General features: G+C 36.3%; 21 protein-coding genes and 1 pseudogene. 6 read left to right on the top strand and 16 right to left on the bottom strand.

Annotated elements, in window-relative coordinates; genetic code table 11:
* Window positions 1–67 precede the first annotated feature (67 nt).
* The 5 genes and pseudogenes from V5N68_RS05620 to V5N68_RS05600 all read right to left on the bottom strand — a co-directional run.
* Window positions 68–1447: a class II 3-deoxy-7-phosphoheptulonate synthase gene (locus V5N68_RS05620; protein WP_332066223.1), complete on the bottom strand. Its 1380-nt coding sequence runs from the start codon at window positions 1445–1447 to the stop codon at window positions 68–70.
* 71 nt (window positions 1448–1518) lie between these two features.
* A complete protein-coding gene (gene gorA / locus V5N68_RS05615; RefSeq protein ID WP_332066200.1) occupies window positions 1519–2910 on the bottom strand; it encodes a glutathione-disulfide reductase in 1392 nt (463 codons plus the stop codon).
* A gap of 197 nt (window positions 2911–3107) precedes the next feature.
* The gene (locus tag V5N68_RS05610; protein ID WP_332066199.1) at window positions 3108–3662 is read right to left on the bottom strand and encodes a DUF2059 domain-containing protein; all 555 of its coding nucleotides are present in this window, start codon (window positions 3660–3662) and stop codon (window positions 3108–3110) included.
* Between the two features lie 107 nt (window positions 3663–3769).
* Complete coding sequence (gene rpiA / locus V5N68_RS05605; RefSeq protein ID WP_332066198.1) at window positions 3770–4474, bottom strand: ribose-5-phosphate isomerase RpiA; 705 nt, start codon at window positions 4472–4474, stop codon at window positions 3770–3772.
* 199 nt (window positions 4475–4673) lie between these two features.
* Window positions 4674–6797 (bottom strand): annotated as a pseudogene (locus V5N68_RS05600) (ComEC/Rec2 family competence protein); the annotation flags it as partial.
* A gap of 260 nt (window positions 6798–7057) precedes the next feature.
* Between V5N68_RS05600 and gltX the strand changes: the two are divergent.
* The 6 genes from gltX (at window position 7058) to V5N68_RS05570 (ending at window position 13955) form a co-directional block, all read left to right on the top strand.
* Window positions 7058–8473, top strand: a complete 1416-nt coding sequence (gltX, locus tag V5N68_RS05595; RefSeq protein ID WP_332066197.1) for a glutamate--tRNA ligase — start codon at window positions 7058–7060, stop codon at window positions 8471–8473.
* 268 nt (window positions 8474–8741) lie between these two features.
* On the top strand, window positions 8742–10037 hold the full coding sequence (gene gltA, locus V5N68_RS05590) for a citrate synthase (protein ID WP_332066196.1): 1296 nt from the start codon (window positions 8742–8744) through the stop codon (window positions 10035–10037).
* An 807-nt stretch (window positions 10038–10844) separates the two neighbouring features.
* Window positions 10845–11597: a transporter substrate-binding domain-containing protein gene (locus tag V5N68_RS05585; protein ID WP_332066195.1), complete on the top strand. Its 753-nt coding sequence runs from the start codon at window positions 10845–10847 to the stop codon at window positions 11595–11597.
* Between the two features lie 77 nt (window positions 11598–11674).
* The gene (locus V5N68_RS05580) at window positions 11675–12394 is read left to right on the top strand and encodes an ABC transporter permease (RefSeq protein ID WP_332066194.1); all 720 of its coding nucleotides are present in this window, start codon (window positions 11675–11677) and stop codon (window positions 12392–12394) included.
* Complete coding sequence (locus V5N68_RS05575; protein WP_332066193.1) at window positions 12395–13102, top strand: ABC transporter permease; 708 nt, start codon at window positions 12395–12397, stop codon at window positions 13100–13102.
* A 79-nt stretch (window positions 13103–13181) separates the two neighbouring features.
* On the top strand, window positions 13182–13955 hold the full coding sequence (locus V5N68_RS05570; RefSeq protein WP_332066192.1) for an amino acid ABC transporter ATP-binding protein: 774 nt from the start codon (window positions 13182–13184) through the stop codon (window positions 13953–13955).
* On the opposite strand, the gene lpxB is transcribed toward V5N68_RS05570, so the two are convergent.
* From lpxB to tsf, 11 genes are all read right to left on the bottom strand, one after another.
* Window positions 13952–15160 carry a lipid-A-disaccharide synthase gene (gene lpxB, locus V5N68_RS05565; protein ID WP_332066191.1) on the bottom strand — a complete coding sequence of 403 codons (1209 nt, stop codon included), beginning with the start codon at window positions 15158–15160 and terminating at the stop codon, window positions 13952–13954. The two genes, V5N68_RS05570 and lpxB, sit on opposite strands and share 4 nt — an antisense overlap.
* A complete protein-coding gene (locus tag V5N68_RS05560) occupies window positions 15153–16025 on the bottom strand; it encodes an LpxI family protein (protein WP_332066190.1) in 873 nt (290 codons plus the stop codon). Before V5N68_RS05560 ends, lpxB begins: the two co-directional genes overlap by 8 nt.
* A gap of 9 nt (window positions 16026–16034) precedes the next feature.
* On the bottom strand, window positions 16035–16847 hold the full coding sequence (lpxA, locus tag V5N68_RS05555; protein ID WP_332066189.1) for an acyl-ACP--UDP-N-acetylglucosamine O-acyltransferase: 813 nt from the start codon (window positions 16845–16847) through the stop codon (window positions 16035–16037).
* A 10-nt stretch (window positions 16848–16857) separates the two neighbouring features.
* Window positions 16858–17337 carry a 3-hydroxyacyl-ACP dehydratase FabZ gene (gene fabZ, locus V5N68_RS05550; RefSeq protein WP_332066188.1) on the bottom strand — a complete coding sequence of 160 codons (480 nt, stop codon included), beginning with the start codon at window positions 17335–17337 and terminating at the stop codon, window positions 16858–16860.
* Window position 17338: 1 nt separating this feature from the next.
* Window positions 17339–18385: a UDP-3-O-(3-hydroxymyristoyl)glucosamine N-acyltransferase gene (gene lpxD / locus V5N68_RS05545; protein ID WP_332066187.1), complete on the bottom strand. Its 1047-nt coding sequence runs from the start codon at window positions 18383–18385 to the stop codon at window positions 17339–17341.
* Window positions 18386–18451: 66 nt separating this feature from the next.
* Window positions 18452–20845, bottom strand: coding sequence for an outer membrane protein assembly factor BamA (gene bamA, locus V5N68_RS05540; protein ID WP_332066186.1), 2394 nt, complete (start codon window positions 20843–20845; stop codon window positions 18452–18454).
* A 207-nt stretch (window positions 20846–21052) separates the two neighbouring features.
* Window positions 21053–22195, bottom strand: a complete 1143-nt coding sequence (rseP, locus tag V5N68_RS05535) for an RIP metalloprotease RseP (protein WP_332066185.1) — start codon at window positions 22193–22195, stop codon at window positions 21053–21055.
* Window positions 22196–22210: 15 nt separating this feature from the next.
* Window positions 22211–23026: a phosphatidate cytidylyltransferase gene (locus V5N68_RS05530; RefSeq protein ID WP_332066184.1), complete on the bottom strand. Its 816-nt coding sequence runs from the start codon at window positions 23024–23026 to the stop codon at window positions 22211–22213.
* Between the two features lie 669 nt (window positions 23027–23695).
* A complete protein-coding gene (gene frr, locus V5N68_RS05525; RefSeq protein WP_332066183.1) occupies window positions 23696–24256 on the bottom strand; it encodes a ribosome recycling factor in 561 nt (186 codons plus the stop codon).
* Between the two features lie 37 nt (window positions 24257–24293).
* Window positions 24294–25013 carry a UMP kinase gene (pyrH, locus tag V5N68_RS05520; protein WP_332066182.1) on the bottom strand — a complete coding sequence of 240 codons (720 nt, stop codon included), beginning with the start codon at window positions 25011–25013 and terminating at the stop codon, window positions 24294–24296.
* A gap of 149 nt (window positions 25014–25162) precedes the next feature.
* Window positions 25163–26086, bottom strand: a complete 924-nt coding sequence (gene tsf / locus V5N68_RS05515; protein WP_332066181.1) for a translation elongation factor Ts — start codon at window positions 26084–26086, stop codon at window positions 25163–25165.
* Window positions 26087–26108 lie beyond the last annotated feature (22 nt).

Raw genomic sequence — 26108 nt, 5'->3', positions numbered from 1 at the left:
GCGACCGTAATTATATTTAAGCACAAAGAATATTTTTTATTCTTAATATCTTAAAAATAATTACTATTTAACTATTCATAATCATAGATACTGGATTAGTATCACGATTTTTTTTAAGGAGCTCAGCAACAAGAAACGCTAATTCCAATGCTTGATCTGCATTTAATCGTGGATCACAATATGTGTGATAGCGATCAGATAAATTTTTTTCAGAAATAGCATGTGCACCACCTGTACACTCTGTTACATCACACCCTGTCATTTCAATATGAAGCCCACCAGGATAAGTTCCCTCACTATAATGGACTGAAAAAAACTTTTCCACTTCCTTCAAAACATAATCAAAAGGACGTGTTTTATAACCATTTAAAATAATCGTATTGCCATGCATCGGATCACATGACCATATAACTTTGCGTTTTTCACGTTCAACTACACGAATCAGTTTTGGGAGATAATTCTCAATTTTATCATAACCAAAGCGAGTAATGAGTGTCAGTCGACCGGGCTCATTTTCAGGATTGAGAATATCAATCAAATCTAAGAGCTCATCAGGCTGAATGGAGGGACCACATTTTAAGCCAATAGGATTTTTAATACCACGACAATACTCAACATGAGCATGATCAATCTGACGCGTACGATCACCAATCCACAACATATGACCAGACGTCGCATACCAATTTCCAGAAGTCGAATCAATCCGTGTCAAAGCCTCTTCATAACCTAACAAAAGCGCTTCATGACTGGTATAAAAAGATGTTTCGCGTAATACAGAATTTGCTTTGTACGTAATCCCTATAGAACGCATAAAGTTGATTGCTTCAGAAATACGTTTTGCTAATAACTCATAGCGTTCTCCCTGTGGGCTATTAGAAATAAAACTCAACATCCATGTATGAATATTTTCTAAATTAGCATACCCTCCTTGTGAAAAAGCACGCAATAAATTAAGTGTTGCCGCAGACTGACGATAAGCCATAGACATACGCTGTGGATCAGGGATACGGGAATCTGCGTTAAAATCTATACCATTAATAATATCTCCTCTATAAACAGGAAGTTCAATTTCCCCCTTTTTTTCTATTTCAAAAGAGCGTGGCTTTGCAAATTGACCAGCAATGCGACCAACCTTAACAATCGGTTTAAAACTTCCAAAAGTTAAAACAATCGCCATTTGCAAAAATACACGAAAAAAATCACGTATATTATCCGCTTTATGTTCCGCAAAACTTTCTGCACAATCTCCACCTTGTAATAAAAAAGCCTGGCCTTCTACAACTGTAGCTAACTCACTTCTTAAATCACGTGCCTCACCAGCAAATACCAAAGGAGGGTAACTACGCAACTTCCGCTCAACCTCTTCTAAAGCGGATTTATTTGGATAAGTTGGAACCTGCTTAATTGGCCTTGTTCTCCAAGAATTAGGCGACCACTCTTTTATCATCACACTCTCTCTCCAAGCATTGTGCTCACAACTTATATCAAAAGCCTTATTTATTATCGCAATCTTTCTTTTCAGTTTTCCACTTTTTTTCCGTTTTTATATACGTAGCTTGGTTTATACATTGTCACTAATTCTTCAGTTACAGTTGGATGTACAGCCATAGTTTTATCAAATACATCTTTTGTTAGCTTTCCTTTCAGAGATATCCCTATAAGCTGGGCCATTTCGCCAGCTCCATCACCTAATATATGTGCTCCTAAAACAATACGACTTTCACCATCAACGATTAGCTTCATAAACACTTTTTCTGAACTATCGGAAAAAACATTGTACATAGGGCGGAAAGTAGTACGATAAATTTCCACATGCTTATAACGGTGTACCGCATCCTCTTCTGAAATACCAACTGTTCCAATTTCTGGCTGCGAAAAAACCGCTGTTGGAATTAAATCATAATCAGGGGCAGTGGGAATATTCTCAAACGCAGTTTTAACAAAACACATTGCATCATGAATTGCAGCAGGAGTCAGTTGAACATGACCCGTCACATCACCAACTGCCCAAATGTGGGGTACATTAGTTGTCATAAATTTATCAACAATAATTGCACCAAATTTATTCACTTTAATCCCTGCCTGCTCAACTCCTAAACCTATCGTATTAGGTACACGACCCATAGCTAACATAACTTGATCAGAACTAATAATTTGTCCGCTTGATAAAACAACATCAAAACAACTCTCTGTGGATTGAATTTGAGAAACTTTTTCTCCATAAATAATAGAAATCCCTTTTTCAATCATTGCAGTACTGAGAAACTGCCGTAAATCAAAATCAAAGTTACGAAGAATTAAATCGCCACGATGAAGTAACGTTGTCTTCACACCTAACTCATGAAAAATATTAGCAAATTCAACACCAATATACCCACCACCAATAATTACTATTGAGCTTGGTAATGTTTTAAGATCAAAAACCTCATTAGAAGTAAGACACAAACCGCCGCCCTTAATTGAAGTGTTTGGAACACTTTTTGCTCCTGTTGCGATCAAAATTTTTTCTGCTCTTACCCTCTCACCTGTTGCGCAAATCTCTAATGTATGATCATCTATAAAAACCGCCCGGCTTTCATAAATACGAACATTATTATCTTGTAATCCTTTGCGATAAAGTTTTTCTAATCTTGATATTTCTTGATTTTTAGCGGCAACTAATTTTTCCCAACTAAAAACTGGATCAGCATATTTCCATCCAAAGCCAACACTTTTACGAAACTTGTCTGCATATTGTGATGCGTAAACATACAGTTTTTTAGGTACACAACCACGAATAACACAGGTACCCCCTACTCGATACTCTTCCGCTATAGCTACACGCTTACCAAGTGCTCCAGCAAGACGTGCAGCACGCACCCCACCAGAACCACTACCAATAACAAATAAGTCGAAATCAAAATATCCCACAAATTATCCCTTCTTATACGTGCACAATTTAAATAATAGGATATTGCTATTAATGACTGAATAAAAGCCCTTTTCATCCCCAAATGTTATTTTACATAAAACAATAACCAAAAAGGTCTATTCTTTTAAAAACGGCGGTTGCTCGCCGTTTTTTTTAATAAGTAGAAAATTTTATTATTATAATGGTACTAATTAAGCTACTTTTTATTTATTGAAGAATTAGCCGTAGATGTAACAGGCTTGTCTAAATTAAGTGTTTCAGACATTTCCTTTTTTACATTATTTACAAGATCCTGCATAATAACAGAACGCCACACATCAAATGTAGAATAAGCATCACGTGCAATATTTGGAACCTCTAATAAAAACTTCTTACCAGTATCAGAAGTATAAAACGCCGTGATTTTATCAAGCTCTTCCTGAGTAAAATATTTAGCATACACATGAGCAACTTCTTTTTCTAAAGAAGAACGCCGCTTAGCTAAAGCGAGAGCCTGCTTATCAACAATCTTAGAAATATCTGTTGCTAAATTTGGATCGTCACCTATTAACTCATTTTTAAGATCACGCGCTGCAGCTGGTAAAAAACTATCAAATTGATCGGTTGCATGAATAGCACTGATAGCCTTTTTAGCTGCATTTAAATGCTTCTCACTCACATCATGCGCAAAAACCATCCCAACATTTACAACTGAGAAAGCAACTGCGCTAAAACATGCTACAAAACGCTGAAAAGAAAATATTGTTTTCATGTAATGATAACCCTAATGATTAATTATAATTTAAATTTTTTATTCTGCTAAAGACCGTTAACGCTCCTTTTTATTCCGCTGATACACTGACATGTAAATTTCTCTATTTAAAAATCAAACGGTTCTAAGACTTTTATTTGACCACTTTTCATCGCTATAATTGCGCGAGAAGCTAACCCTAAAAAAAGACCGTGCTCGACAACGCCTGGAATTGCAAGAAGAGAATCTGATAATAATTTTGGCTGTAAAATACGCCCCCAAAATGCGTCAAGAATGAAATGGCCACCATCCGTTTCAAACGGCTTTTCTCCACTCATACGTAATACAATCTTTCCTGAAAGCCCTAAGCTATCAGCGGCTTTTTTTATGGCTCTCTGTGTGGCATGAAAACCAAATTGATTGACTTCAATCGGCAATGCAAAAGCGCCAAGCGTTTTTACCATCTTTGTTTCATCAGCTATAACAAGCATCGCACGAGATGCCGACGCAACAATTTTTTCACGTAGCAACGCCCCACCTCCGCCTTTTATCAAAGCCATATCTGGTCCGATTTCATCTGCCCCGTCAATATCCATATCAAGCTCAGGTATTTGTTCTAAAGTAGTGACAGGCACCCCAAATTTACGACACAGTTGTTCAGAATAGCATGAAGTAGCAACACCCGTTATACGCAAACCGCCTGCAATACGCTCACCAAGAAGGCGAATAAACTCATTTGCTGTAGAGCCGGTTCCTATACCAACTGTCATACCATCTTGAACAAATTCAAGCGCTTTAGCTGCCGCCATTTTTTTTAACTGTTGAACATCCATAAATCATTCAACCCTTTCATGAATCAGCAATATTCATTGCAAACGGATAATCAAAATAGCTTATTGCTTTATTCAGCCATAAATTCATTCACCATCTTTAGTCAGCAATACAATAAAATAATTAATATTTTATCTCTTTTAAAAGCTATTCACATTTTTAAATCATTGAGGCATGTATATTAATGTAGATTGGTAATGTTTAATAAGTTTCTTTTTTGTGCATTTTTCTGTGCATATTCCATGGTCTATTAAACCCCATAGAAGACCAAATAATATCCTTATTTTTTGTCATCATGACACTTCCTCGTGATAACAACTGTTGGAAAGTAAATGTCATTTGTGCTTTTTGATCACATATTTTGTTATCTGCTGCAGATGCCTTAATCACGATATCTGCTTCAATGCATTGATCCATTTTATCACGTAAAACGATAACTTTTAGCCCATTTTTTAACATGGCTGCACAAATATAGTTTTCACAAACAAATTGCGCACTAAATGGAGGGCCATATTTTGCTGGCTTAATAATATCATTTACTCCAAATGATTTTTTCCATATGGATGCTGTAAATTTAGAGATATAATAGCGATCCGTATACAATTTTCCACCATCTATAAGACCCACAAACTTTAGATCATCTGCTATAATTAACTGAATAGGTGGACGCGTTAAACAAATATAAAAACCAGCCAAAACAAACAAAATAAAAAAGAATCTAATGCATGTTTTACTAAAAGTGAGTCCAACCAAACCTATACTAAACAAAATCAATGCAGATGATGGCATAAATCCAGAATTGAACGCAGGAAAAGCAGTACTTATAAAATAAGCAATTTTTGTTACTAGACCAATACCAAATCCCATGACTTGTAAAGGCAGCCACTCTAACCCTAAAAGCATTGCGAGTGCCGAAATTAACCCAAATGGTATGATTAATACTGATATAATAGGCAGGGCTAAAGCATTACTGATAATACTGAAAAATGCAAGATTAGAAAAATGATAAACAGAATAAATTCCACTTGCAGTACCCGCAACAAACGAAGATACACATGTTGACATAATTGATAAAAAAGCGAAATAAATCGCTTTACCAACAATATGAGATGGCCTTATTTTCTTTATACGAAAAGATAATTTTTTATTCCACCAATCAAAAAAAGCAATCAGGGCTGTCGTTGCAGAAAAAGACATTTGAAAACTAGGACTTAATATTTCATGAGGGGAAATAGCTAAAATTATCAAACCTGCAACAGAGAAATTACGCATTGTTACAGCGGAACGATTACACAAGACAGCAACTAACATTACTGCAATCATCAAAAAACTTCTTTGTGCAGATACTGTCACACCGGATAATATCAAATAAAAAGCTGTAATTATTAATGCAAAAACAGCAGCAAATTTTTTAATAGAATAATGGGATGAGAAAATTGTAAAAAATGCTAAGAAACTACGAACGCTAACAAGAACTATACCGCTTAGCAAAGCCATATGTAAACCTGATATTGATAAAATATGCGCTAATCCAGCCGCACGCAATATTTCATTGGTACTGCTTGAAATACCGCCCCGTTGTCCCGTTATGAGAGCAGCTGCAATACTTCCATTTTCTCCACCAATTTCCATACTAATTTTTTGAGTCATATTCATCCGTAAATTTTCAATTTTTTGAAGAACTATGCCGAATATTGTATAAGACTGTGCAATAGGTATCTTGACTGGTTTCCCTAAATAAACTCCTCGAGCACCAATTCCCTTAAAATAATTGTGAAAACTAAAATCGTAACTTCCTGGACGCACTGGACCAGATAATGCAAGCATTTTAACTCGTCCATAAAGCCCATCGCCAACTTCTACCCCATGCGGCAAATGCCTTGCCGATAAACGAACACGATTAGGTCCATGACTTAATGTGGGCTTTTCTGTTTTTAAAACATCCAAAACTAAACGAAATCCCCCTTTTTTCATTGAATCAATAGAAACAATTCTTCCTGTCAGGGTAGTAAAAACATCATTGCTTAACATTGGTGTACATATACGCCACGTTTCTATTTTCGCAGCCAAAGAACCCAACATCATACAGAACATAAACCCAAAGATAAGCCATATCTTCCTGCAGGGATATGAAATGTACAATATTCCAAGAAATATACTGACTAATACAACAAATTGCTCCCAATTTGGCTCTGTATCTAAGCTGAAATAAAAAATAATACCTGTAGAAAAAAAGACTAAAATCAACAAAAAGAGAATTCCAAAAGAAACTTCTCTGTTGATACAATCTACTAACCATTCCCAGAAAAAAATTATTTCTCTTTTAAAAAGCATAAATAAATTTTCTGTTTATTACCACTTGTGCTACTTGTATCATTGTAAATAAAGAAAATACCCCACTATATTATTTCATTTAATTTTTAAAACGCATCTCATTTAAATAAATTATCTCTAATTACTTTAACTCAACATTCGTATCTTCCTACTTTACTTGACAAGAAATTTATTGCACCCTATCACCTATGCTAGCACAGCTTTTCCATAAAAATGCTATAAGTCATATCTTAATTTAAAGGAAGATATCCGTGTCTGTTATTACCCGCTTTGCCCCTTCACCCACAGGATTCCTTCATATTGGAAGTGCCCGTACTGCTCTTTTTAATTGGCTTTACGCAAAACACACTGGTGGAAAAATGCTTTTGCGTATTGAAGATACAGATCGAGAACGCTCAACAGAGATAGCCGTGAAAGCCATTGTAGACGGCTTAAAATGGATGGGTATCAACTATGATGGCGATCCTATTTCACAATTTGCACGAGCAGAGCGACATCGCCAAGTTGCTAAACAATTAGTAAGAGATGGAAAAGCTTACTATTGTTATGCTTCACCCGAGGAGTTAGCTGAAATGCGGGAAAATGCGCGAATAACAGGGCGACCACCCCGTTATGATGGCCGTTGGCGTAATCGTGATACCTCTGAAGCTCCTAAAGGTGTTAAGCCTGTTATTCGTATTAAAGCGCCACAAGAGGGAGAAACGATTTTGCATGACCGTGTTCAAGGTATTGTTCGTTTTCCTAATAAAGATTTGGATGATTTTATCATTTTGCGTTCTGATGGTTCTCCAACCTACATGCATGCCGTTGTTGTCGACGATCATGATATGGAAGTAACGCATATCATACGTGGTGATGATCATCTCACAAATGCTGCTCGCCAAGCAATCATTTTTAATGCAATGGGATGGGATATTCCCGTTATGGCTCATATTCCACTTATTCACAGTGAAAATGGTGCAAAATTGTCAAAACGTCATGGAGCAGTCGGTGTTGATATCTATCGAACAATGGGATATCTCCCTGTTTCTTTGAGGAATTACTTAGTCCGTCTAGGTTGGAGCCATGGTGATGATGAACTAATTTCAACAGAAGATATGATTTCTTGGTTTGATATTGATGATATTAATAAAAGTGCGGCTCGTTTTGATCTCAAAAAGTTAGATGCTATCAATGGATATTATATACGCATGAGTAGCGATCAATATCTTTTTGATTCTACTTTAAATATTTTACCAGAAATTGATGGTGGATTAGAAATCATAAAAAAGCTTGATGAACGACATCGGGCTAAACTTTTAGAAGCTATGCCAAATTTAAAACAACGTTCCAAAACTTTACTTGAGCTTATTGATAATGCCTCTTTCATTTTTATGCAAAGGCCATTACCCCTTGATGAAAAAGCAAAAACACTTTTAGATAAAAATGGCCGGACTATTTTAAAAGATATCTATCTTGCTCTAAAATCGTGCCCTAATTGGGATATAGAAACCTTAGATGAGACCCTTAGAAATTATGCAGAAACACAAAATATAAAATTTGGAACGGTTGCCCAGCCACTGAGAGCAGCTCTCACAGGACGCTCAACGTCACCAGGAGTTTTTGATGTCCTAATTTTATTAGAAAGAGAAGAATCCCTTTGCCGCATCCATGATCAGATCATTTGACTTGTATGTAACAAGTATATCGCAGTAAATAGTTATCAAGTATAAATGTCTCAACATAAACCAGAAGTTATATTCTATCCTATGTTATTAAGGTACATATTTGTAAAATTGCAAATAAAAGATATTTTTAGATTGCATGAACCAGTTTTTAGAGTAAATCTATTCTCAGCATAAGTTAGAAAAAGCTTCAATTACAGCCTCCATATCGAACAAAATAAAATGAAGCAGCTCTTATTTTTAGGGGCGAATAATCTAAAAGGAGTATTTAATGTCTGAAAATAAGGCACATATAACTGTAAATAATGAAAAAATAGAGCTACCTGTTCGTAAAGGCACTGTTGGTCCTGATGTGATTGAAATTGCTGCTCTATACAAGAAAACAAATACTTTTACTTATGACCCGGGTTTTACCTCAACAGCTTCTTGTGAATCAAAAATCACTTATATTGATGGTGATAAAGGAGTATTACTTTATCGTGGTTACCCTATTGATCAACTGGCTCAAAAAGGGGATTTTCTCGAAAGTTGCTACCTCTTGCTTTATGGGGAATTGCCTACAAAGAAAGAAAAAGTCGATTTTGACAACTGTGTTACGCAGCATACAATGGTACATGAGCAATTTGCACGCTTTTTTCACGGTTTCCATCACGACTCTCATCCTATGGCAATAATGATTGCATGTCTTGGTGCCATGTCTGCATTTTATCATGACTCTCTTGATACGACAGACCCTCAACAGAAAATGATTTCCTCTATTCGTCTCATTTCAAAGGTTCCAACCCTTGCCGCTATGGCGTATAAATACAGCATCGGACAACCATTTATTTATCCCCGGAACGATCTTAGTTATTCTGCTAACTTTCTTCATATGTGCTTTTCTGTTCCTTGTGAAGAATATAAAGTCAATCCTGTACTTGCTCGGGCTATGGACCGAATTTTTATCCTTCATGCAGACCATGAACAAAATGCTTCCACATCCACTGTACGTCTTGCAGGATCTTCTGGAGCTAACCCATTTGCATGTATCGCAGCAGGTGTTGCATGTCTTTGGGGCCCAGCGCATGGTGGAGCAAATGAAGCATGCCTAAAAATGCTACAAGAAATAGGATCTGTTGAAAGAATCCCTGAATTTATCGCGCGTGCAAAAGATAAAAATGACCCTTTCCGTCTTATGGGATTTGGTCATAGAGTTTACAAAAATTATGATCCACGTGCAAAAATTATGCAGCAAACTTGTCACGAAGTTTTAAAAGAATTAAACATTAAAGATGACCCACTTCTTGATATTGCTGTCGAACTTGAAAAAATTGCTCTGCATGATGATTACTTTATTGAAAAAAAGCTTTATCCTAATGTCGACTTTTACTCTGGCATCACATTGAAAGCTTTAGGTTTTCCGACTCAAATGTTTACTGTTCTTTTTGCTTTAGCACGTAGTGTCGGCTGGGTTGCACAATGGAAAGAAATGACCGAAGATGACGCACAAAAAATTGGCCGACCACGCCAACTTTACACAGGTTATGACATGCGTCAGTACATCCCTATAGATGAACGCGCAAACTAAAAACACAACAAATAATCAATAAGGAATCAGTTAAACTGAAGCCTTATTGAAAATGGCTGAAGAAAAAAGTGTAAAGTGCTTGTAGTTTTTGATTCAATTTTTTTATAGCTATAAATTATTATAGTAGCCGTGATTAAAGTTCTTTAATGAACTAACAGTCTCTGCTCAGTAAATATATCCACAACATTCCATTTGTACATCTATTTATTGAGTGGAGGTTTAGTTCCAATAAATATCATAAAATATATTATCTACCACTCTTATAAAAATTTTACTCCATATAAAATAAAGCACGATAAAAAATTATACTCTTATTTTCCCTCCATATTGACTAATACAAAAGGTGATATTCACCACTTATCACAAAAATAACAAACCATTATCTGTATAATGGTCTTATTAAAAAAAATTTTTTTCAGAGATTCATCAAAAAATTGCTTTTTTACGAAATAAACATCAGTATTTATCGAAACATCATCCCTAGTACTTCACATGCACAAATCTTATATAATGAAAAATAATGACAATATCCCTAATAATCCTTATAATATACAGGTTTTTAAAGCTGAATCCTAAATTTTTTAATATAATAAAATAAATTGTTTCATGAAGAACATTTTTAATAATCAATAAGATATTTATTTTTTCTGTCTATCATATTTATGCTTAGAGAGTTTTTATAATGATGTTTTTTTCATGGTAACAAAATGAATAATAACAAATTTTTACATTGCTCTCAGAATATCTTAAAGATTATAAAACACATGGTTATCTAATATTTTCCCTCTTATCCAACAGGAGAACATAATGAGATTATTAGCTGTAGCCTTTATAATAAGCGCGACACTATTTATCCACTTGACCAATGCTAAAACAATAAAAATTGCAAGCGAAGGCTCTTATCCTCCATTTAGCTACATTGACTCAAATAATCAACTCCACGGTTTTGATATTGATATCGCTTACGCACTTTGTGAAAAAATGAATGTTGAGTGTACAATCACTACTCAAGATTTTGATGGGATTATCCCTGGACTTCTTGCAAAAAAATACGATGCCATCATTGCTTCTCTCGCTCCCACACAAGAGAGGTTACAAAAGATTGATTTTACAGATCCTTATTATGACACAGCATTAGCTGTTGTTGTTACCAAAGGCTCAAGCATTAAAGAAATTTCAGAAAAAGCTTTTAAAGGTAAAAAACTCGGTGTCCAATCAAACACAACGCAAGCTTCATACGCGGAAGATTATTATGCTTCTGAAGGCGCAAACATTAAGATCTACCCTACAACAATAGAGGTTAGTCGTGATCTTTCAAGTCATCGGCTTGATGCAATTATCCTTGATGAGCTTCAAGCACTAAATTGGCTTAAAAATGAAGGAAACAATTGTTGCCAACTTCTTGGAATTCTTAAAGGAACAAAATCTCCTATTGCAATTGGAATACGCCAAAATAATGATGATCTTAAAAATAAATTTAATGAAGCTATAAAAGAAATTCACAAAGATAAAACTTATGAAAAACTTATGAAAAAATACTTCATATTCGATACCCATTAGATATCAACACGTACTAAAATTTAACAAATTATTTGTTTTAGATCATATTTTTATAAATCTTTGTGAGGAGCACGAGAATGATTGAAAATTTAGCATTGCTATCGTTTAGCAATGGGGGATGGGGTGTCGTTATACTTTATAGTGCTGGAATGACATTATCATTGGCTTTATGCTGTGGACTTTTAGGACTTCCGTTAGGACTTTTAGCTGCAGTAATGATTCGATCTAATAGCAAGATAGCTAAAAGAGCAGCCATTCTCTTTTCATCGATATTTCGCGGACTACCAGAACTTTTAACCTTATTTTTGGTTTATTATGGCTTACAAAATGTTATCCAAACTATTCTTGATTACTTTAGTATTGAAATAACATTTAGTATCAATGCTTTTATTGCTGGTGTCCTTGCATTCAGTATGGTTTTTGCAGCTTTTTCTTGTGAAGTTTGGCTCGGAGCATTTAATATCTTTGATAAAGGTCAATATGAGGCAGCTAAAGTTTTAGGACTTTCACGCTCAACCACATTCTTTCGTATTATCTTTCCTCAACTCATTCGCCATGCCTTGCCAGGCCTCTCTAATAATTGGCTTACTTTACTTAAAGATACATCTCTTGTTTCAACCATTTCACTTGTTGATCTTATGAGGCAAACTAACTTAGCAGTCGCAGCTACCAATGAACCTATGCTATTTTATCTTGTAGCATGCTTACTTTATTTATTATTTTCAACATTTTTTTCTGCCCTCTTACGTCATTTGGAGAGATGTACTCAAGCAGGATATCGAAAGGTATTGGCCTAAATGATTCCCGAATGGCTCCATTTTCTTTTCAATCCTACCCTTTTAAACCGTTATGGACCAAAGTTTATTGATGGATTTCTTGTCACTTTTGAGCTTGTAATAATTGCCTGCTCTGTTGGTTTTGTTCTGGGAATTTTAATTACACTTGCGCGCTTATCAAACAACAAGTTTTTTCAATATGCTGCAAATACCTATGTGTATTTTTTTCGTGGTTCCCCATTATTGGCTCAATTATTCCTTTTTTATTATGGCCTTGGTTCAATGAACAACTTCTGGCAATATGTTAACTTATGGTGGTTTTTTCAAAACGCTTGGTATTGTTGTCTTTTCATTTTTACACTCAATTCTGCTGCTTACCAGTCTGAGATATTTAAAGGAAGTTTCCTATCAGTGGCAACCGGACAACATGAGGCGGCAAAAGCTTTAGGATTGAATAGTTCTATAACATTTTTTAAAATTATTCTTCCACAAGCCATGATTGTAGCATTACGTCCTCTAGGCAATGAATTTATTTTAATGATTAAAGCCAGTGCTATTGCCTCACTTGTCACTGTTTATGATTTAATGGGAGTTGCTAAATTAACTTATTCTCGTACATTTGATTTTCAAGTTTACGTTTGGGCTGCTCTCATCTATCTTTTTATTGTTGAATTTATTCATCGCTTTATTGTTTTTATTGAAAATCGTTTAACCCGATATTTGCGATAGATAAAAATGTTCAGCTCTTTACCAAAAACAAATAATACTTAATTAACTAATTTATTCATCAATGAAAGAATACAATAAGATGAATTTAGAAAACGATATATCTACCCCTCCTACTGAAAGCCCAGTGATTACTATTCGAAACTTAAATAAATGGTATAAAACCTTTCAGGTTCTTCATGATATTAACCTGGATATTAAAGCTGGAGAACGCATTGTTCTTTGTGGGCCTTCAGGATCAGGAAAATCAACACTAATTCGTTGTATCAATCAATTAGAACAAGCACAAAAAGGTTCAATTTGTATCTATAATGTTGATATTCATACTGCTCCTATATATCAGCAAAAAAGTGTTTTACGCCGAATAGGAATGGTCTTTCAGCATTTTAATTTATTCCCTCATATGACTGTTATACAAAACTGTGTTTTGGCACCCATAGCAGTTCAAGGCCTTTCCAAAGAAAAAGCAAAAGAACGAGCTATGCATTATCTTACTCATGTTGGAATTGAAAAACACTGTGAAAAATATCCATTGCAACTCTCTGGAGGACAACAACAGCGTGTTGCTATTGCACGTGCACTATGCATGGAACCAGACGTGATGCTTTTTGATGAACCAACATCAGCTCTCGACCCAGAAAGTGTTGGAGAAGTGTTAGAAGTCATGGCTCAATTAGCAAATACAGGAATCACAATGCTCTGCGTTACCCATGAAATGGGATTTGCTCGCAAAGTATCAGAAAGAATACTCTTTTTAGAAAACGGAAAAATTATTGAAGATACAGCATCTGAAAAATTCTTTACCAATCCTAAAAGCAGACGCGCTCATGATTTTCTTGCTAAAATTCAACATTAATTATCAATATGATTATATTTAAAAAACTTTGAATATTTTGACTTTTTTTTAAGAATTTTGATAATCGTTTGAGCAGCAATAACCCCCGATGTTTTTTTAGTCTTCATTTTTTGTTCTATAATATCAAAAGCATCAAGCTGTGCTTGTCGTAATAAAGGGTTATATAAAAGCTGCTCTATCTGCCTTGCTAACATACCAGGTCGTAAAAATTCATTAAAATATTCTGGTATAATGGGCTTATCAGCGATAATATTCGGAAGAGCAGCACTCCATAAAGTTACTTTCGGAAAAATAAACAACTTAGAAAAATAATCAAGCTTATAACAGAGAACCATTGGAATTTTTGCTAATGCCAACTCCAATGAAACCGTTCCAAGTGCTGCAAGTGCAACATCCGCTTCCGCAAAGGCACGCCATTTAGAATCCTCATCAGAAAGAATTTCAACTTTTCTTTCCCAGTTCTGTACAAAGCAGCGAATTTCATCTACTAAACGCGGTAACGTAGGCAAAAGAATACGCAAATTAGGAATACGTTGAGCAAGAACTTTTACGACTTCTCCAAAAATAGGCATTAAATAACGAATCTCTGAATTGCGTGATCCTGGCAAAATAACCAATGTGTGCAACGACTTTTGTTGACCACATAAACGTTTTTTATCTTCCTGAACCGCCAAAAGCGGAGGATAAGTTAAAAGGCGATGTCCAACATAAGTAGTCGGAGGTCCTTCAAAATCTTCCATGACCTTTTCTTCAAAAGGAAAAATTGCTAAAACATGGTCAACAAATTTGCGCATAACTTTAGCACGCTCTGGCCTCCATGCCCAAACAGTTGGTGCAACATATTTAAAAATAGGAATAGAAGGTGCTAAAGTGCGCACCTTTTTTGCAACACGGTGAGTAAAATCAGGGCTGTCAACAATAATTAAACAGTCAGGCTGTTCTTGTGCAATAAATTTTGACAAGCTGTGAATACGCACCAACAATAAAGGAAACTTTTTGAGTACTGCACCTATCCCTATTAAAGCAATATCACTGGGATCAAAAATACTTTTTAAACCTAAAGCCTTTAAATGCCTGCCACCAACACCAATCAAATGAATATTGCATCCTGTCTGTCGAGACAAACAAGCAACTAAATCTGCAGCAAGAAAATCACCAGATTCTTCACCTGAAACAATCGCAATTTTTAAAACAAAATCATTCATGATTGAGATTTTCAAATGTTTCTATAAATAAAGAGTGTTTATTAGCTTTTTCTACTGTCGCTTTAGCTGATAATATCAAACTTCTATTTGCCTCCACCGCAATACCAGATAATCCACTCTTTGCAACATTTATTATCGTCCAAGGACCGATTGATGGTAAATCGACACGATGGTCCTGTTGTGGTTTTGCGCATTTAACAAGAACACCACCCTTAGGAGGAATTTGCTTTCTTTCTCGCATTTCACAAACACGCCATAACATATTATCAGTTCCCTCTGCTCCTTCCAAAGCAATCACTCTTCCATCAACAACCACAGAGGCTTGTCCTACATCTAATTGACCCAAAAGCTTTGCAGCTTCAGCTGCTAATAAAATATCACTTTTTTCTTTTTGAGTAGCACGCCGTAACGTTAACTTAAACTCTATCGGAGCTAATAAATCTGGTACTATTTCATGAGCACCAATAACACAAAAACCATATGCCTCAATAATCTGTATAAATGCTCTCAATAATGCATCATCTCCACTTTTTAAAGCCATAAGCAATTTAGGTAAAGCTAAAATGGTTTTCCAATCAAACCGCAATTGCGTAAGAAGCGGTCGTTTTGTTACACCTCCTGCTAAAACGACATTACAAACTTCTGCTGCTTTTAAAACTTTAATGAGCCGCGCTAACTCTACAATTGATAATTCACAATGCTCATAGCGATAAAGCGCTGCATCTGCCTCATCACGTAAAATAACAAGAAAAGGATTTTGTCCGTATTTTTCAAGTGCCTGAGCAACGGTAATGGGCAAAACACCATTCCCCGCTATAATAGCGGTTCGGCCGGAAAGAAAACTTCTGGCATCGGAGACAGACATCTTTAATTCCTATTTTCTTTTACCGTTTTCAAATTTTGGCGTACAATAAAAGCGTTTTCCTTCTTCCCGAATAAAATTAACCACATCAAGAGCAGGCTGAAAAGAAGAGTAAAAAGAAGACACATCATTCGCACGTTCTTTAAATGGTTTACTTCGATCAAAAAGCATAACAATCGCATGACGAAGTGCATGAATATCTTTGCGTTCAAAACCTGCACGCTTCATACCAACGAGGTTCAATCCAGAAAGCTTTGCCTGCACCCCAACAGCTGTTCCATAAGGAATAAGATCACCTACTACCGCTGATACACCACCAATAAATGCATGATGCCCAATCCGAACAAATTGATGAACAGCTGAGCCTCCACCGATGATAACATAATCACCAATAGTAACATGACCACCAATCATGACATTATTTGCAAATGTAACATGATTTCCTACATGACAATCATGAGCGACATGCGCATAACAAAAAAATTGACAATTATCACCCACAATCGTTACACCAACACTCGAATCTGATCCTCTATGCATCGTTACGCCTTCACGAATCGTACAATTCTTGCCGATAGAAAGAGTGGTATGACCTCCTTGATGTTTATTATTTTGTGGGTCTGCTCCTAAAACTGCATGTGCAAATACTTTGCTATTGGCTCCCAATGTTGTTCTACCCATTACCACAACATGACTCATCAAACTGCATCCATCGCCAATAATAGCCTCTGAACCAATATGACAAAATGGCCCGATTAGTACATTTTTACCAAGCTGCGCTCCCTTCTCCACAAGAGCAGTTGGATGGATTTTTATCCCGGACATTTTATGATTCCTACTGTATTACTTTTTCTGATTCATTAATCATTGCAGCAATTTCTGCTTCAGCAACGCAAACATTTTCTACCTTTGCAACACATAAAAAACGTCTTACACTAGAGCGCTTTTTTAAAAGCTTAACATGAATTCTTAGCTGATCACCAGGTACAACTGGTTTACGAAATTTAGCATTATCAACGGTCATAAGATAAACTAAATTAGCCTTCTTATCACCTAACTTTAAAAGTGAAATTGCTCCAATTGTTTGCGCCATAGCTTCTAAAATTAAAACTCCTGGCATAATTGGTTTTTCAGGGAAATGCCCCATAAAATGCGGCTCATTAATTGTTATATTTTTAATACCAATAGCCTCTTGTTCATCATCGATTTCAACGATACGATCAACCAATAAAAATGGATACCGATGCGGCAATATTGAAAGCAATTTTTCAATATCCATAACTTCTAAACTCTTCACTTCTCCAGTACTGATCATATTAGCGCCTCTCCTTTTTTGCTCTGCCAATATTACGAAGTGCCGCCACTTCACGAAACCACTGTTTAAATGGTCGCGCTGGGCTCCCACCCCATTTCTCACCATCTGGAATATTATTCATAACACCACTACGAGCAGCAATCTGAACACACTTACCTATTACAATATGATCGGCAACACCAACACTCCCACCCAATTGAGACATGTCACCTACAGAGGTACTTCCCGCAATTCCACACTGGGCAGCAATAAGACAATAGCGACCAATCTTTACATTATGAGCAATTTGCACTAGATTGTCGATTTTACTCCCTTCACCAATAACAGTATCTTCAAATGTACCCCGATCAATTGTTGTATTTGCACCAATTTCTACACCATCGTGAATAATAACACGGCCAATTTGTGGAATTTTCTCAATTCCAGCACCACTGCCGACATACCCAAAACCATCCTGTCCTATGCAAGCACCTGAATAAAGTTGAACTCTATCACCTATTAAAGAATACTGCACTGTTACCTTAGGAGCAATATAACACTCACGTCCAATCCGACAATTTTCACCAATAACAGCAGTTGATGAAATGAGAGTTCCAGCTCCAACTTCAACATTTTTACCAATAACAGCTCCTGCTTCAATACATACGTCACTTTCTAACTTAGCACTCGGATGAATATGCGCGTATGGAGAAATTTCTTTCTGTCCAAACCAAGGCATCGGCTTCACAGAGTTAGGAAATAATATACGACCAATCTGTGCAAAATCACGCTGCGGTGTAGATGTTACCAAAATCGCCATCGATTCAGGAACTTTAAAAACGATCTCATTTGTACAAAAAACAGCAACAGCAGAACTCCCTAATAGAGCATCAGAAAATTTCCGATGCTCTACAAAAACAAGAGACCCCTCTTCAGCACCCTCAAGTGAAGAAAGCGTATTTATAACTGTGTTAGAAAACTCTGGATTAAGAAGTTTTGCACCTGTCAACTCCGCAACGTTAGCAACTGTTAACCGCCGGGACGGCGCAAAAAAAAATGTATCCGCCATCAAAACACTTTCTCTCCCCACCTAAGTTATTCTCTTCAAATACTCCTTTTTTGGAGAAAACTAAAATCAGAACTTAGTAGAAATACCAAAGTTAAATTGTTGCACACGATCACCTTCTTGCTTCGTTATTGGCCAAGCATAATCAAAACGCAGTGGACCAAATGGTGATTCCCACATCAAACTAGCACCTGCAGAAGTCCGCCATGCACTTTTTACATTCGTAACCGCCACTTCACCTTGAACAACTGGCTTATAATTATTACCATAAAGCGTTGCAACATCTGCAAATAAAGCACCACGTAATCCTAACCCCTCAGGAACAACAGGTATAGGAAACTGCAATTCAGCAGTTGCGTTCATATACGTTGTACCCCCTAAGAAATACACCTCTCCCTTATTGGAGACTTGACGTGGCCCTATCCCATTATATTTAAAACCTCGAATTAAATCAGAACTTTTAAACATATCAAAAATACGAACACCTTCTGTACCTATTTCATGAATATAACCGGCACCAAAAGAAAGTAAACCAACAAGATCCATTGGATCAGAAAGCGTCTTATACATCATCGCTTTACCAGTTGTTTTTAAGAATTTTGCATTCCCACCAAGTCCAGCATATTCTTGAAGAACACGCACATACAACCCATCATGTGGATTTTGCATATCATCAATAGAACTATAAGTTAAACCATAACTAATTGAGGAACGCTTCCAAGGACTATTCCTTGCAGCCTGGACAATAGCACCAGAGTATCTACCATATAACTCTCTTATACCAGCTTCACTCGTTAAATCATAATTCCCACCAAAATCATATTCTTCTTGCACATAAGAATAAGCCAAATTAGCGGATAATTGATCACTAATAGGCACCCCAAAGCGCAATGAACCACCTGTCTGACGGACATCATATGCTTGATCAGCACGATAAGTACTACGAAAAATATCAACACCTGTGGACACGCGATAACCCAAGAAATAAGGATCAACAAACGATAAATTATAATTACGAGACTTCTCTTGCCCAGCACCTAAACCCAAACGCACATACTGGCCACGCCCTCCAAGATTGCGTTCAGTCACAGACACTTCAAGTGACATCCCAGGACTTGTTCCACCTGTTGTATAGCCTCCAGAAAAAGAGATGTCTCCAGTTGGAGCCTCTACTACGTCTACAATTACCACTACCTGATCAGAATGATCTGCTGGAACCATTGAAATATTAACGGTCTTAAAAAATCCCAAACTTTCTAATCGACGTTTTGCTCTCTGCATCAAAGTTTGATTAAAAGCATCTCCTTCATTTAAATCGATCTCACGTCGAATAACATAATCGCGTGTTTTCTCATTTCCCCGTATTTCGATACGTTGAACATAGGCTCGTGGACCTTGTTCAACATTAAACACAAGAGAAATTGTATGATTTGCCAAATTACGGTTTCCCCGTGGCTCAACTCTAGCAAAAGCATATCCCGAATCTGCAACCTTATTGTTAATAATAGCAACAGACTGTTCAATATTTTCTGCACTATAAATATCACCTGGATGAGTTTTAAGCGCCCTTTTTATCGATGTAATATCAATTCCATCAATATCACTTTCAATTTGAATATCACCAACTTTATAACGGACCCCCTCATCAAGAACGAAATTGATTTTATATGCATTACTCGCTACATCAAATACTGCTTTAGACGAAACAACACGAAAATCTGCATAACCACGATTATAATAAAAACGACGTAAAGCCTCTTCATCTGCAGCCAAACGCTCTTCACTATAAACATCACCCCTCATCAATAGTGCAAATATTCCTGAAGGCTTCGTTGAAATCACATCACGTAAACGGCGACTTCCAAAAGCACTATTTCCCTTGAATACTATATTACTAATCTTTGTTTTTCTGCCTTCAACAATGTTAAAAACCACATTTACACGCCCTTTTCCAAGATTAATGGTTTGAACCGTGATAGTTACATCATTACGACCAACAGTTTTATAAGCTTCACGAATCACATTTATATCAGATGAAAGCTTAGCAGAATTAAAAGGTTGATTTGGTTTCAAAGAAATAAATCGCTTAAGATCAGGATCTTTAAAGGATTTGTTCCCTTGAAATAATACCTGATTCACTACTTCATACTCTTTAACAAACACAACTAACTTATCACCAACTTGATTTATTTTAACATCATAAAATAAACCCAATCTAAAAAGTTGTTTCACTGCATCATCAATATCGCCCTTGGAAAAACTCTGTCCAGCCTTTATACTTATATTATCTCGAACTGCCTGAGAACTTACAAACTTATTCCCCTGAACTTCAATAGAATTAACTACAGATGCCCGCACTTCCCCAACCATTGCAACCGACATAAAAGCCGTTGTTGAAATAACAGTACCCATAGTTAACACCCACACGGACACAGTACCTAAAAACTTTGAATTTGTAGTCATTGGCTTTTTCTTACCTTATCTTATTCCCTGGACACAACGCCTCAAAAAGCTGATTGCCATACAATACTCTATATTGATAGCGAAATATCCCACCCCTTAATCATTAACTACAGAACACAGCGCTATAACACTTTTAAAAGCGCTAAACATTTTCTTAAACTAATTTCCCCATTATTACTCAATTTTAAAAATGTTTTCCATAACATATTAGCTAAACCAACAAAAATAATCATTAAACAATGCAAAAACCATAAATAAAAGAACTATAAAAAAACCGAAATAAAAAATGACTTCCCGAACCTTAGCGGATATAGGCCTACCTGCAAGAGCTTCAACAATGTGAAATAATAAATGCCCACCATCAAGAGGCGGAATAGGAAAAAGATTAATAAGTCCAATACCAATAGAAAGAAAAGCTGTAAAATTCAACAAAGAAACAAAACCTGTCTCACTAATTTGCCAGGCAATTTTAACAGTCTTTGAGGGACCGCTTAACCGACAACGATCCTCTTTTCCTCCTATTAAACGACTAATAAAAAAAATTGTTTGCTTAACCACAAATACTGCACGCTCTGAAGCCTCCCTTACTGCTGCACCAAAGTTATAGTTAATACGCTTTTCATAAACTGGATCTAGACGTGTAGGATTATTGGGATCAGCAGGAACACCCACTCCTATCATTCCACCCCGAACCCTATTACCAAATCCATCATCCTGTTCAATCACCTCTGGTGTAATCACAATAGTAACCATCTTCCCCATGCGATCCATTTTAAATTCTATTGGGTCACCCCCATGAAAAGTGATATAAGCCATCAAATCTTCAAAACTATTAACCTGTTGACCATCCATTTCCACAAAACGATCACCCAATACCAAACCTGCTTGAGCAGCCGGTGAATCTTGTACCAAAGAACCAACAACAGGCTCAACCGCTACACGTCCGTAAAAAAAGAAAAAAAATGTTAAAATAACAACAGTAAAAAGAATATTGAACAAGGGACCAGCAAAAACCATTGCCGCTCTTTTCCAAGCATACACACGGGAAAATGAATTACAAGCGATTGGAGATAACTGGGACGATGGCTCACTCTCTTCATCTTCAACAAACTTCACATATCCACCCAAAGGGATGAGTGCTAAACGCCATAACGTACCATGCTTATCTGTATAGCCCAATAGTTGAGGCCCAAACCCAAGCGAAAAAACCGATGCCTTAATACCACACCAACGACCAATAAGGTAATGCCCAGTTTCATGCACAAAAATAATAATCATAGCGACAAAAAAAACGCTAAGGCCTCTCAACAGCCAATCCCCTATAGCGAATACATGATTCAAAAATTCCAAGATATCTCCTCCTAATTAAACCATACCAAAAAGATTAAAAGGTGTATCCATATCAGACATAAACGAACCAATTAAATAAAGAAGAAAAGCAGCTCCCACTAATCCATCCATACGATCCATAAACCCACCGTGTCCAGGCAATAAAGAACTCGAATCTTTAACAGAAAAATGCCTCTTCAACCACGATTGCCCCAAATCACTTATTTGCGAAACAATTGATAAAACGAATGCGAGCAATGCCACAAACAAAACTTCTAAACTTACGTCTAAAAACAAAAAAGAAATCAATACACCACTAACAACCCCAACAAACGTCCCACCGATTGCTCCTGACCATGTTTTATTAGGTGAAAATCGCGGCGCTAATTTGGGCCCACCAAACATGCGTCCACTAAAATACCCAGCAATATCTGTTCCCCAAACGATTGCAAATAAAAATATAACAACCCAGAATCCAAGCATTCCATGGCCTCGCAAAAAGGATAAAGCTACAACTGGAAAAGATACATATAAAAAACCGAAAAAAACCCAACCAATATTTTTAATAGACCACACAGCTAACAATAGAGCTAAAACTATCAAAATAAAAAAAATCAATAAAGCAGATACATCGAGGACTAAAAGAAATCCAAAAACTAAATAAAAGATACCCGCTAATACTTTTTGTAAAATGCACCACTTTTCTTCTGTAATACTAATCCATTCATAAAGAATAAAACCACCAATTAGCCATACAAATAAGGAAAATGAAGCCCCCCCGAACCACGTTAAACTTAAAGCAATAACACCAAAGACAAAAGCCGTCAAAGTACGAGAAATAAGATCAGACAAAACAATATCCAAATTTAAAAAAATAAACGTACGCCAAAAACTCTTCTAAACAGCATTTTTATTTATAAAGTTTCTGTGATTCTTAATCTGATGCACTGCAACACTATTCGTAATAGTCAATATTAACTCCGTAATAAAATTCAAGGTCAATTTTAACACATACTTATAAAAATCTCTCAAACCATAAAACTCGAAACACCGTCATTTGCAACATCTACAAATAATTAAAATGTTCAATCCAATATTCATTTTCTGCATGATAAAATGTTTTTTTATTATAAAGTATGTTCAAAAATTACAAGTCATAAAAATGGATCACTTCATTTATTTTATTAAACTTCACAATTAAAATAACGGAAAGTCTGCGGTACTATAACTATATTTTGCATTATATACTTTACCTCAACGTACACTATAAAATTGACACGATAATTTTTAACTTTAATGCACAATCATTAATGAACAAGACCGCATTGTTAAAACTGACTTTATTCAAAAAAATAATAACTTTAAAATACTAACCACTTCAAATCAGCCTAACATATATGCTAGGCAATATAACAAGATGTACCTATTTTATTGCACTCCTCTTTTATATAAAGCATATAACTCTTTCTTACTCTTATCGATAAAATAGGTTTATAACCCTTGTATATTTAAAAAATAACTTTAAACGTGCAAAATTTCAGATTCTTTAGCAACTAAAATTTTATCGATATCAGCAATAGCTGCATCTGTAATCTTTTGGACTTTTTCGGATAAACCATGAGCCTCATCTTTACCAACTTCACCTTCTTTTTCTAACTTTTTTAAACTATCCATACCATCTCGACGAACGTGACGAATAGAAACACGAGCCTGTTCTGCGTATTGGTGGGCAATTTTCACGAGCTCTTTTCGGCGCTCTTCATTTAATTCAGGTAAAGGAATACGCAAATTCATACCATCAGTAATAGGATTTAAGCCAAGTCCAGAATCGCGAATAGCACGCTCTACAGCCCCAACCATCGCTTTATCCCAGACAGAAACCGAAAGCATCCGAGGCTCTAACACAGAAATATGAGCAACCTGTTTTATGGGAACAATCGAATCATAAGCTTCAACTGTCAATGACTCTAATAAACTAGAAGATGCTCGTCCAGTCCGCAAACCACCTAACTCATGCTTAAATGCTGAAATAGCTCCGTCCATGCGACGTTTCAGATCACCTATAATTGACGCAACACTCATATTCCTATCTCCTTTAATCACGTCTCGCAAATTATATTCACTCCGATACTATCGTAAAATGCCCCGTCCCATTCAACACCTTAGCTAAGCCACCTTTTTCATGAATGGAATACACAATAATTGGTACATTATTCTCTCGCGCTAAAGCAACTGCCGTTGTATCCATAATAGATAACCCTCGCCGCAAAACCTCAACATGGGTTAACTGATCAAAACGCTTAGCCGTAGGATCTATCTTTGGATCTGCCGAGTAAATACCATCCACCTGCGTTCCTTTCAGTAAAATATCTGCACCAATTTCTGCTGCACGCAAAGTGGCAGCAGAGTCAGTAGTAAAAAATGGATTACCAGTACCGCCTGCGAAAATAACAACTTTCTCCTGATTCATATAATTTATCGCCTTACGCTGTGAAAAACTTTCACAAATTTGTGGCATTGCAATCGCAGACAATACAACTGTTTCAATCCCTAATTTTGTCAATGATGTCCGTAAAGCTAAGGAATTAATAGCAGTCGCAAGCATTCCCATGTGATCTCCAGTAACACGATCCCCACCATGTGAAGCAACAGCAACTCCACGAAAGATATTCCCTCCACCTATAACAACAGCAACTTCTACACCCATTGTCCGAACTTCAGCAATATCAGAAGCAATACGGTCTGCCACCGAAACATCAATTCCAAAGCTTTGTCCTCCCATAAGAGATTCACCGGAAACTTTTAATAGAATACGCTTGTAGCGAAGGGCTAATGTCATTTATAATCTCCCCAAAAGCTTTTTGCTTTCGACATCACTAAAGGGCACCACTTTATCACGTGACGCCCTCTAAATAATCAACATTCTTTTTAATAATTTTAAAATCAGTGGCAAATTCAGAATTTACAATCAACAATTTTAAAAAATAATTAACCTTTTGCAGCCGCAGCAACTTCTGTTGCAAAATCAGATTCCTGTTTTTCCACACCCTCACCTAATGCAAAACGAATAAAACCCGCAATTTTTGCTGGCGCACCAATTGATTTTTCAGCATCTTTTAAAGCTGTTTCGACAGTAATATCAGGATTCATAACAAAAGCTTGAGATAACAAAACAACTTCTTCATAAAACTTACGCATACGGCCTTCTACCATTTTTTCAATAATATTCTCAGGCTTCCCAGACTGACGAGCCTGGTCTGAAAAAATTGCTTTTTCACGCTCAACAGCACCAACATCAACATCTTCTACTGTAAGCGCTAATGGATTAGTTGCAGCAATATGCATCGCAATTTGACGACCAAAAGCAGCAGCAGCTTCTTTATTTCCTTTCGTTTTAATAGCAACTAAAACACCAAGTTTTCCAAGCCCTTCAGCCACACTATTATGGATATAAGTAGCAACTATACCTTCATCAACAGACAATTTAGCAGAACGACGAAATGTCATATTTTCACCAATCGTACCAATTGCATCTTTTATTGTCGCCTCTACAGTCTTTTCAGAACCAGGGTAAATAGATGTTGAAACAGCTTCAACACTACCTTGAGTATCCAAAGCAGCTATCGCTACATTGCGCACAATATTCTGAAACACGTCGTTGCGCGCAACAAAATCTGTTTCAGAATTAACCTCAACTAAAACAGCACTCAAATCTTTTGAGACTACCCCTATCAACCCTTCAGCTGCTGTACGACCAGCTTTTTTATCTGCTTTAGCTATACCTTTTTTACGAAGCCAATCAACTGCAGATTCCATATCACCATTCGTCTTTTCTAAAGCTGCTTTGCAGTCCATCATACCAGCACCAGATAACTCTCTAAGTTCTTTCACTTGTGCAGCCGTAATACTCATATTTACTTGCCTCTTTGTTCTG

The organism is Bartonella eidoli, from assembly GCF_036576145.1.
In the GTDB taxonomy this organism is placed as follows: Bacteria; Pseudomonadota; Alphaproteobacteria; order Rhizobiales; family Rhizobiaceae; genus Bartonella.
Note: the sequence above shows the minus strand (reverse complement) of the source record. Positions and strands in the feature narration are given on the sequence as shown.

What these genes read in the sequence shown, in the direction of transcription:
- lpxB (WP_332066191.1), bottom strand. Translation starts at nt 15,160, where the DNA reads ATGAATGATTTTGTTTTAAAAATTGCGATTGTTTCAGGTGAAGAATCT.
- lpxA (WP_332066189.1), bottom strand. Translation starts at nt 16,847, where the DNA reads ATGTCCGGGATAAAAATCCATCCAACTGCTCTTGTGGAGAAGGGAGCG.
- lpxD (WP_332066187.1), bottom strand. Translation starts at nt 18,385, where the DNA reads ATGGCGGATACATTTTTTTTTGCGCCGTCCCGGCGGTTAACAGTTGCT.
- gltA (WP_332066196.1), top strand. Translation starts at nt 8,742, where the DNA reads ATGTCTGAAAATAAGGCACATATAACTGTAAATAATGAAAAAATAGAG.
- fabZ (WP_332066188.1), bottom strand. Translation starts at nt 17,337, where the DNA reads ATGATCAGTACTGGAGAAGTGAAGAGTTTAGAAGTTATGGATATTGAA.
- V5N68_RS05580 (WP_332066194.1), top strand. Translation starts at nt 11,675, where the DNA reads ATGATTGAAAATTTAGCATTGCTATCGTTTAGCAATGGGGGATGGGGT.
- V5N68_RS05620 (WP_332066223.1), bottom strand. Translation starts at nt 1,447, where the DNA reads ATGATAAAAGAGTGGTCGCCTAATTCTTGGAGAACAAGGCCAATTAAG.
- V5N68_RS05610 (WP_332066199.1), bottom strand. Translation starts at nt 3,662, where the DNA reads ATGAAAACAATATTTTCTTTTCAGCGTTTTGTAGCATGTTTTAGCGCA.
- V5N68_RS05560 (WP_332066190.1), bottom strand. Translation starts at nt 16,025, where the DNA reads ATGTCTGTCTCCGATGCCAGAAGTTTTCTTTCCGGCCGAACCGCTATT.
- bamA (WP_332066186.1), bottom strand. Translation starts at nt 20,845, where the DNA reads ATGACTACAAATTCAAAGTTTTTAGGTACTGTGTCCGTGTGGGTGTTA.
- tsf (WP_332066181.1), bottom strand. Translation starts at nt 26,086, where the DNA reads ATGAGTATTACGGCTGCACAAGTGAAAGAACTTAGAGAGTTATCTGGT.
- V5N68_RS05575 (WP_332066193.1), top strand. Translation starts at nt 12,395, where the DNA reads ATGATTCCCGAATGGCTCCATTTTCTTTTCAATCCTACCCTTTTAAAC.
- rpiA (WP_332066198.1), bottom strand. Translation starts at nt 4,474, where the DNA reads ATGGATGTTCAACAGTTAAAAAAAATGGCGGCAGCTAAAGCGCTTGAA.
- pyrH (WP_332066182.1), bottom strand. Translation starts at nt 25,013, where the DNA reads ATGACATTAGCCCTTCGCTACAAGCGTATTCTATTAAAAGTTTCCGGT.
- frr (WP_332066183.1), bottom strand. Translation starts at nt 24,256, where the DNA reads ATGAGTGTTGCGTCAATTATAGGTGATCTGAAACGTCGCATGGACGGA.
- V5N68_RS05570 (WP_332066192.1), top strand. Translation starts at nt 13,182, where the DNA reads ATGAATTTAGAAAACGATATATCTACCCCTCCTACTGAAAGCCCAGTG.
- V5N68_RS05585 (WP_332066195.1), top strand. Translation starts at nt 10,845, where the DNA reads ATGAGATTATTAGCTGTAGCCTTTATAATAAGCGCGACACTATTTATC.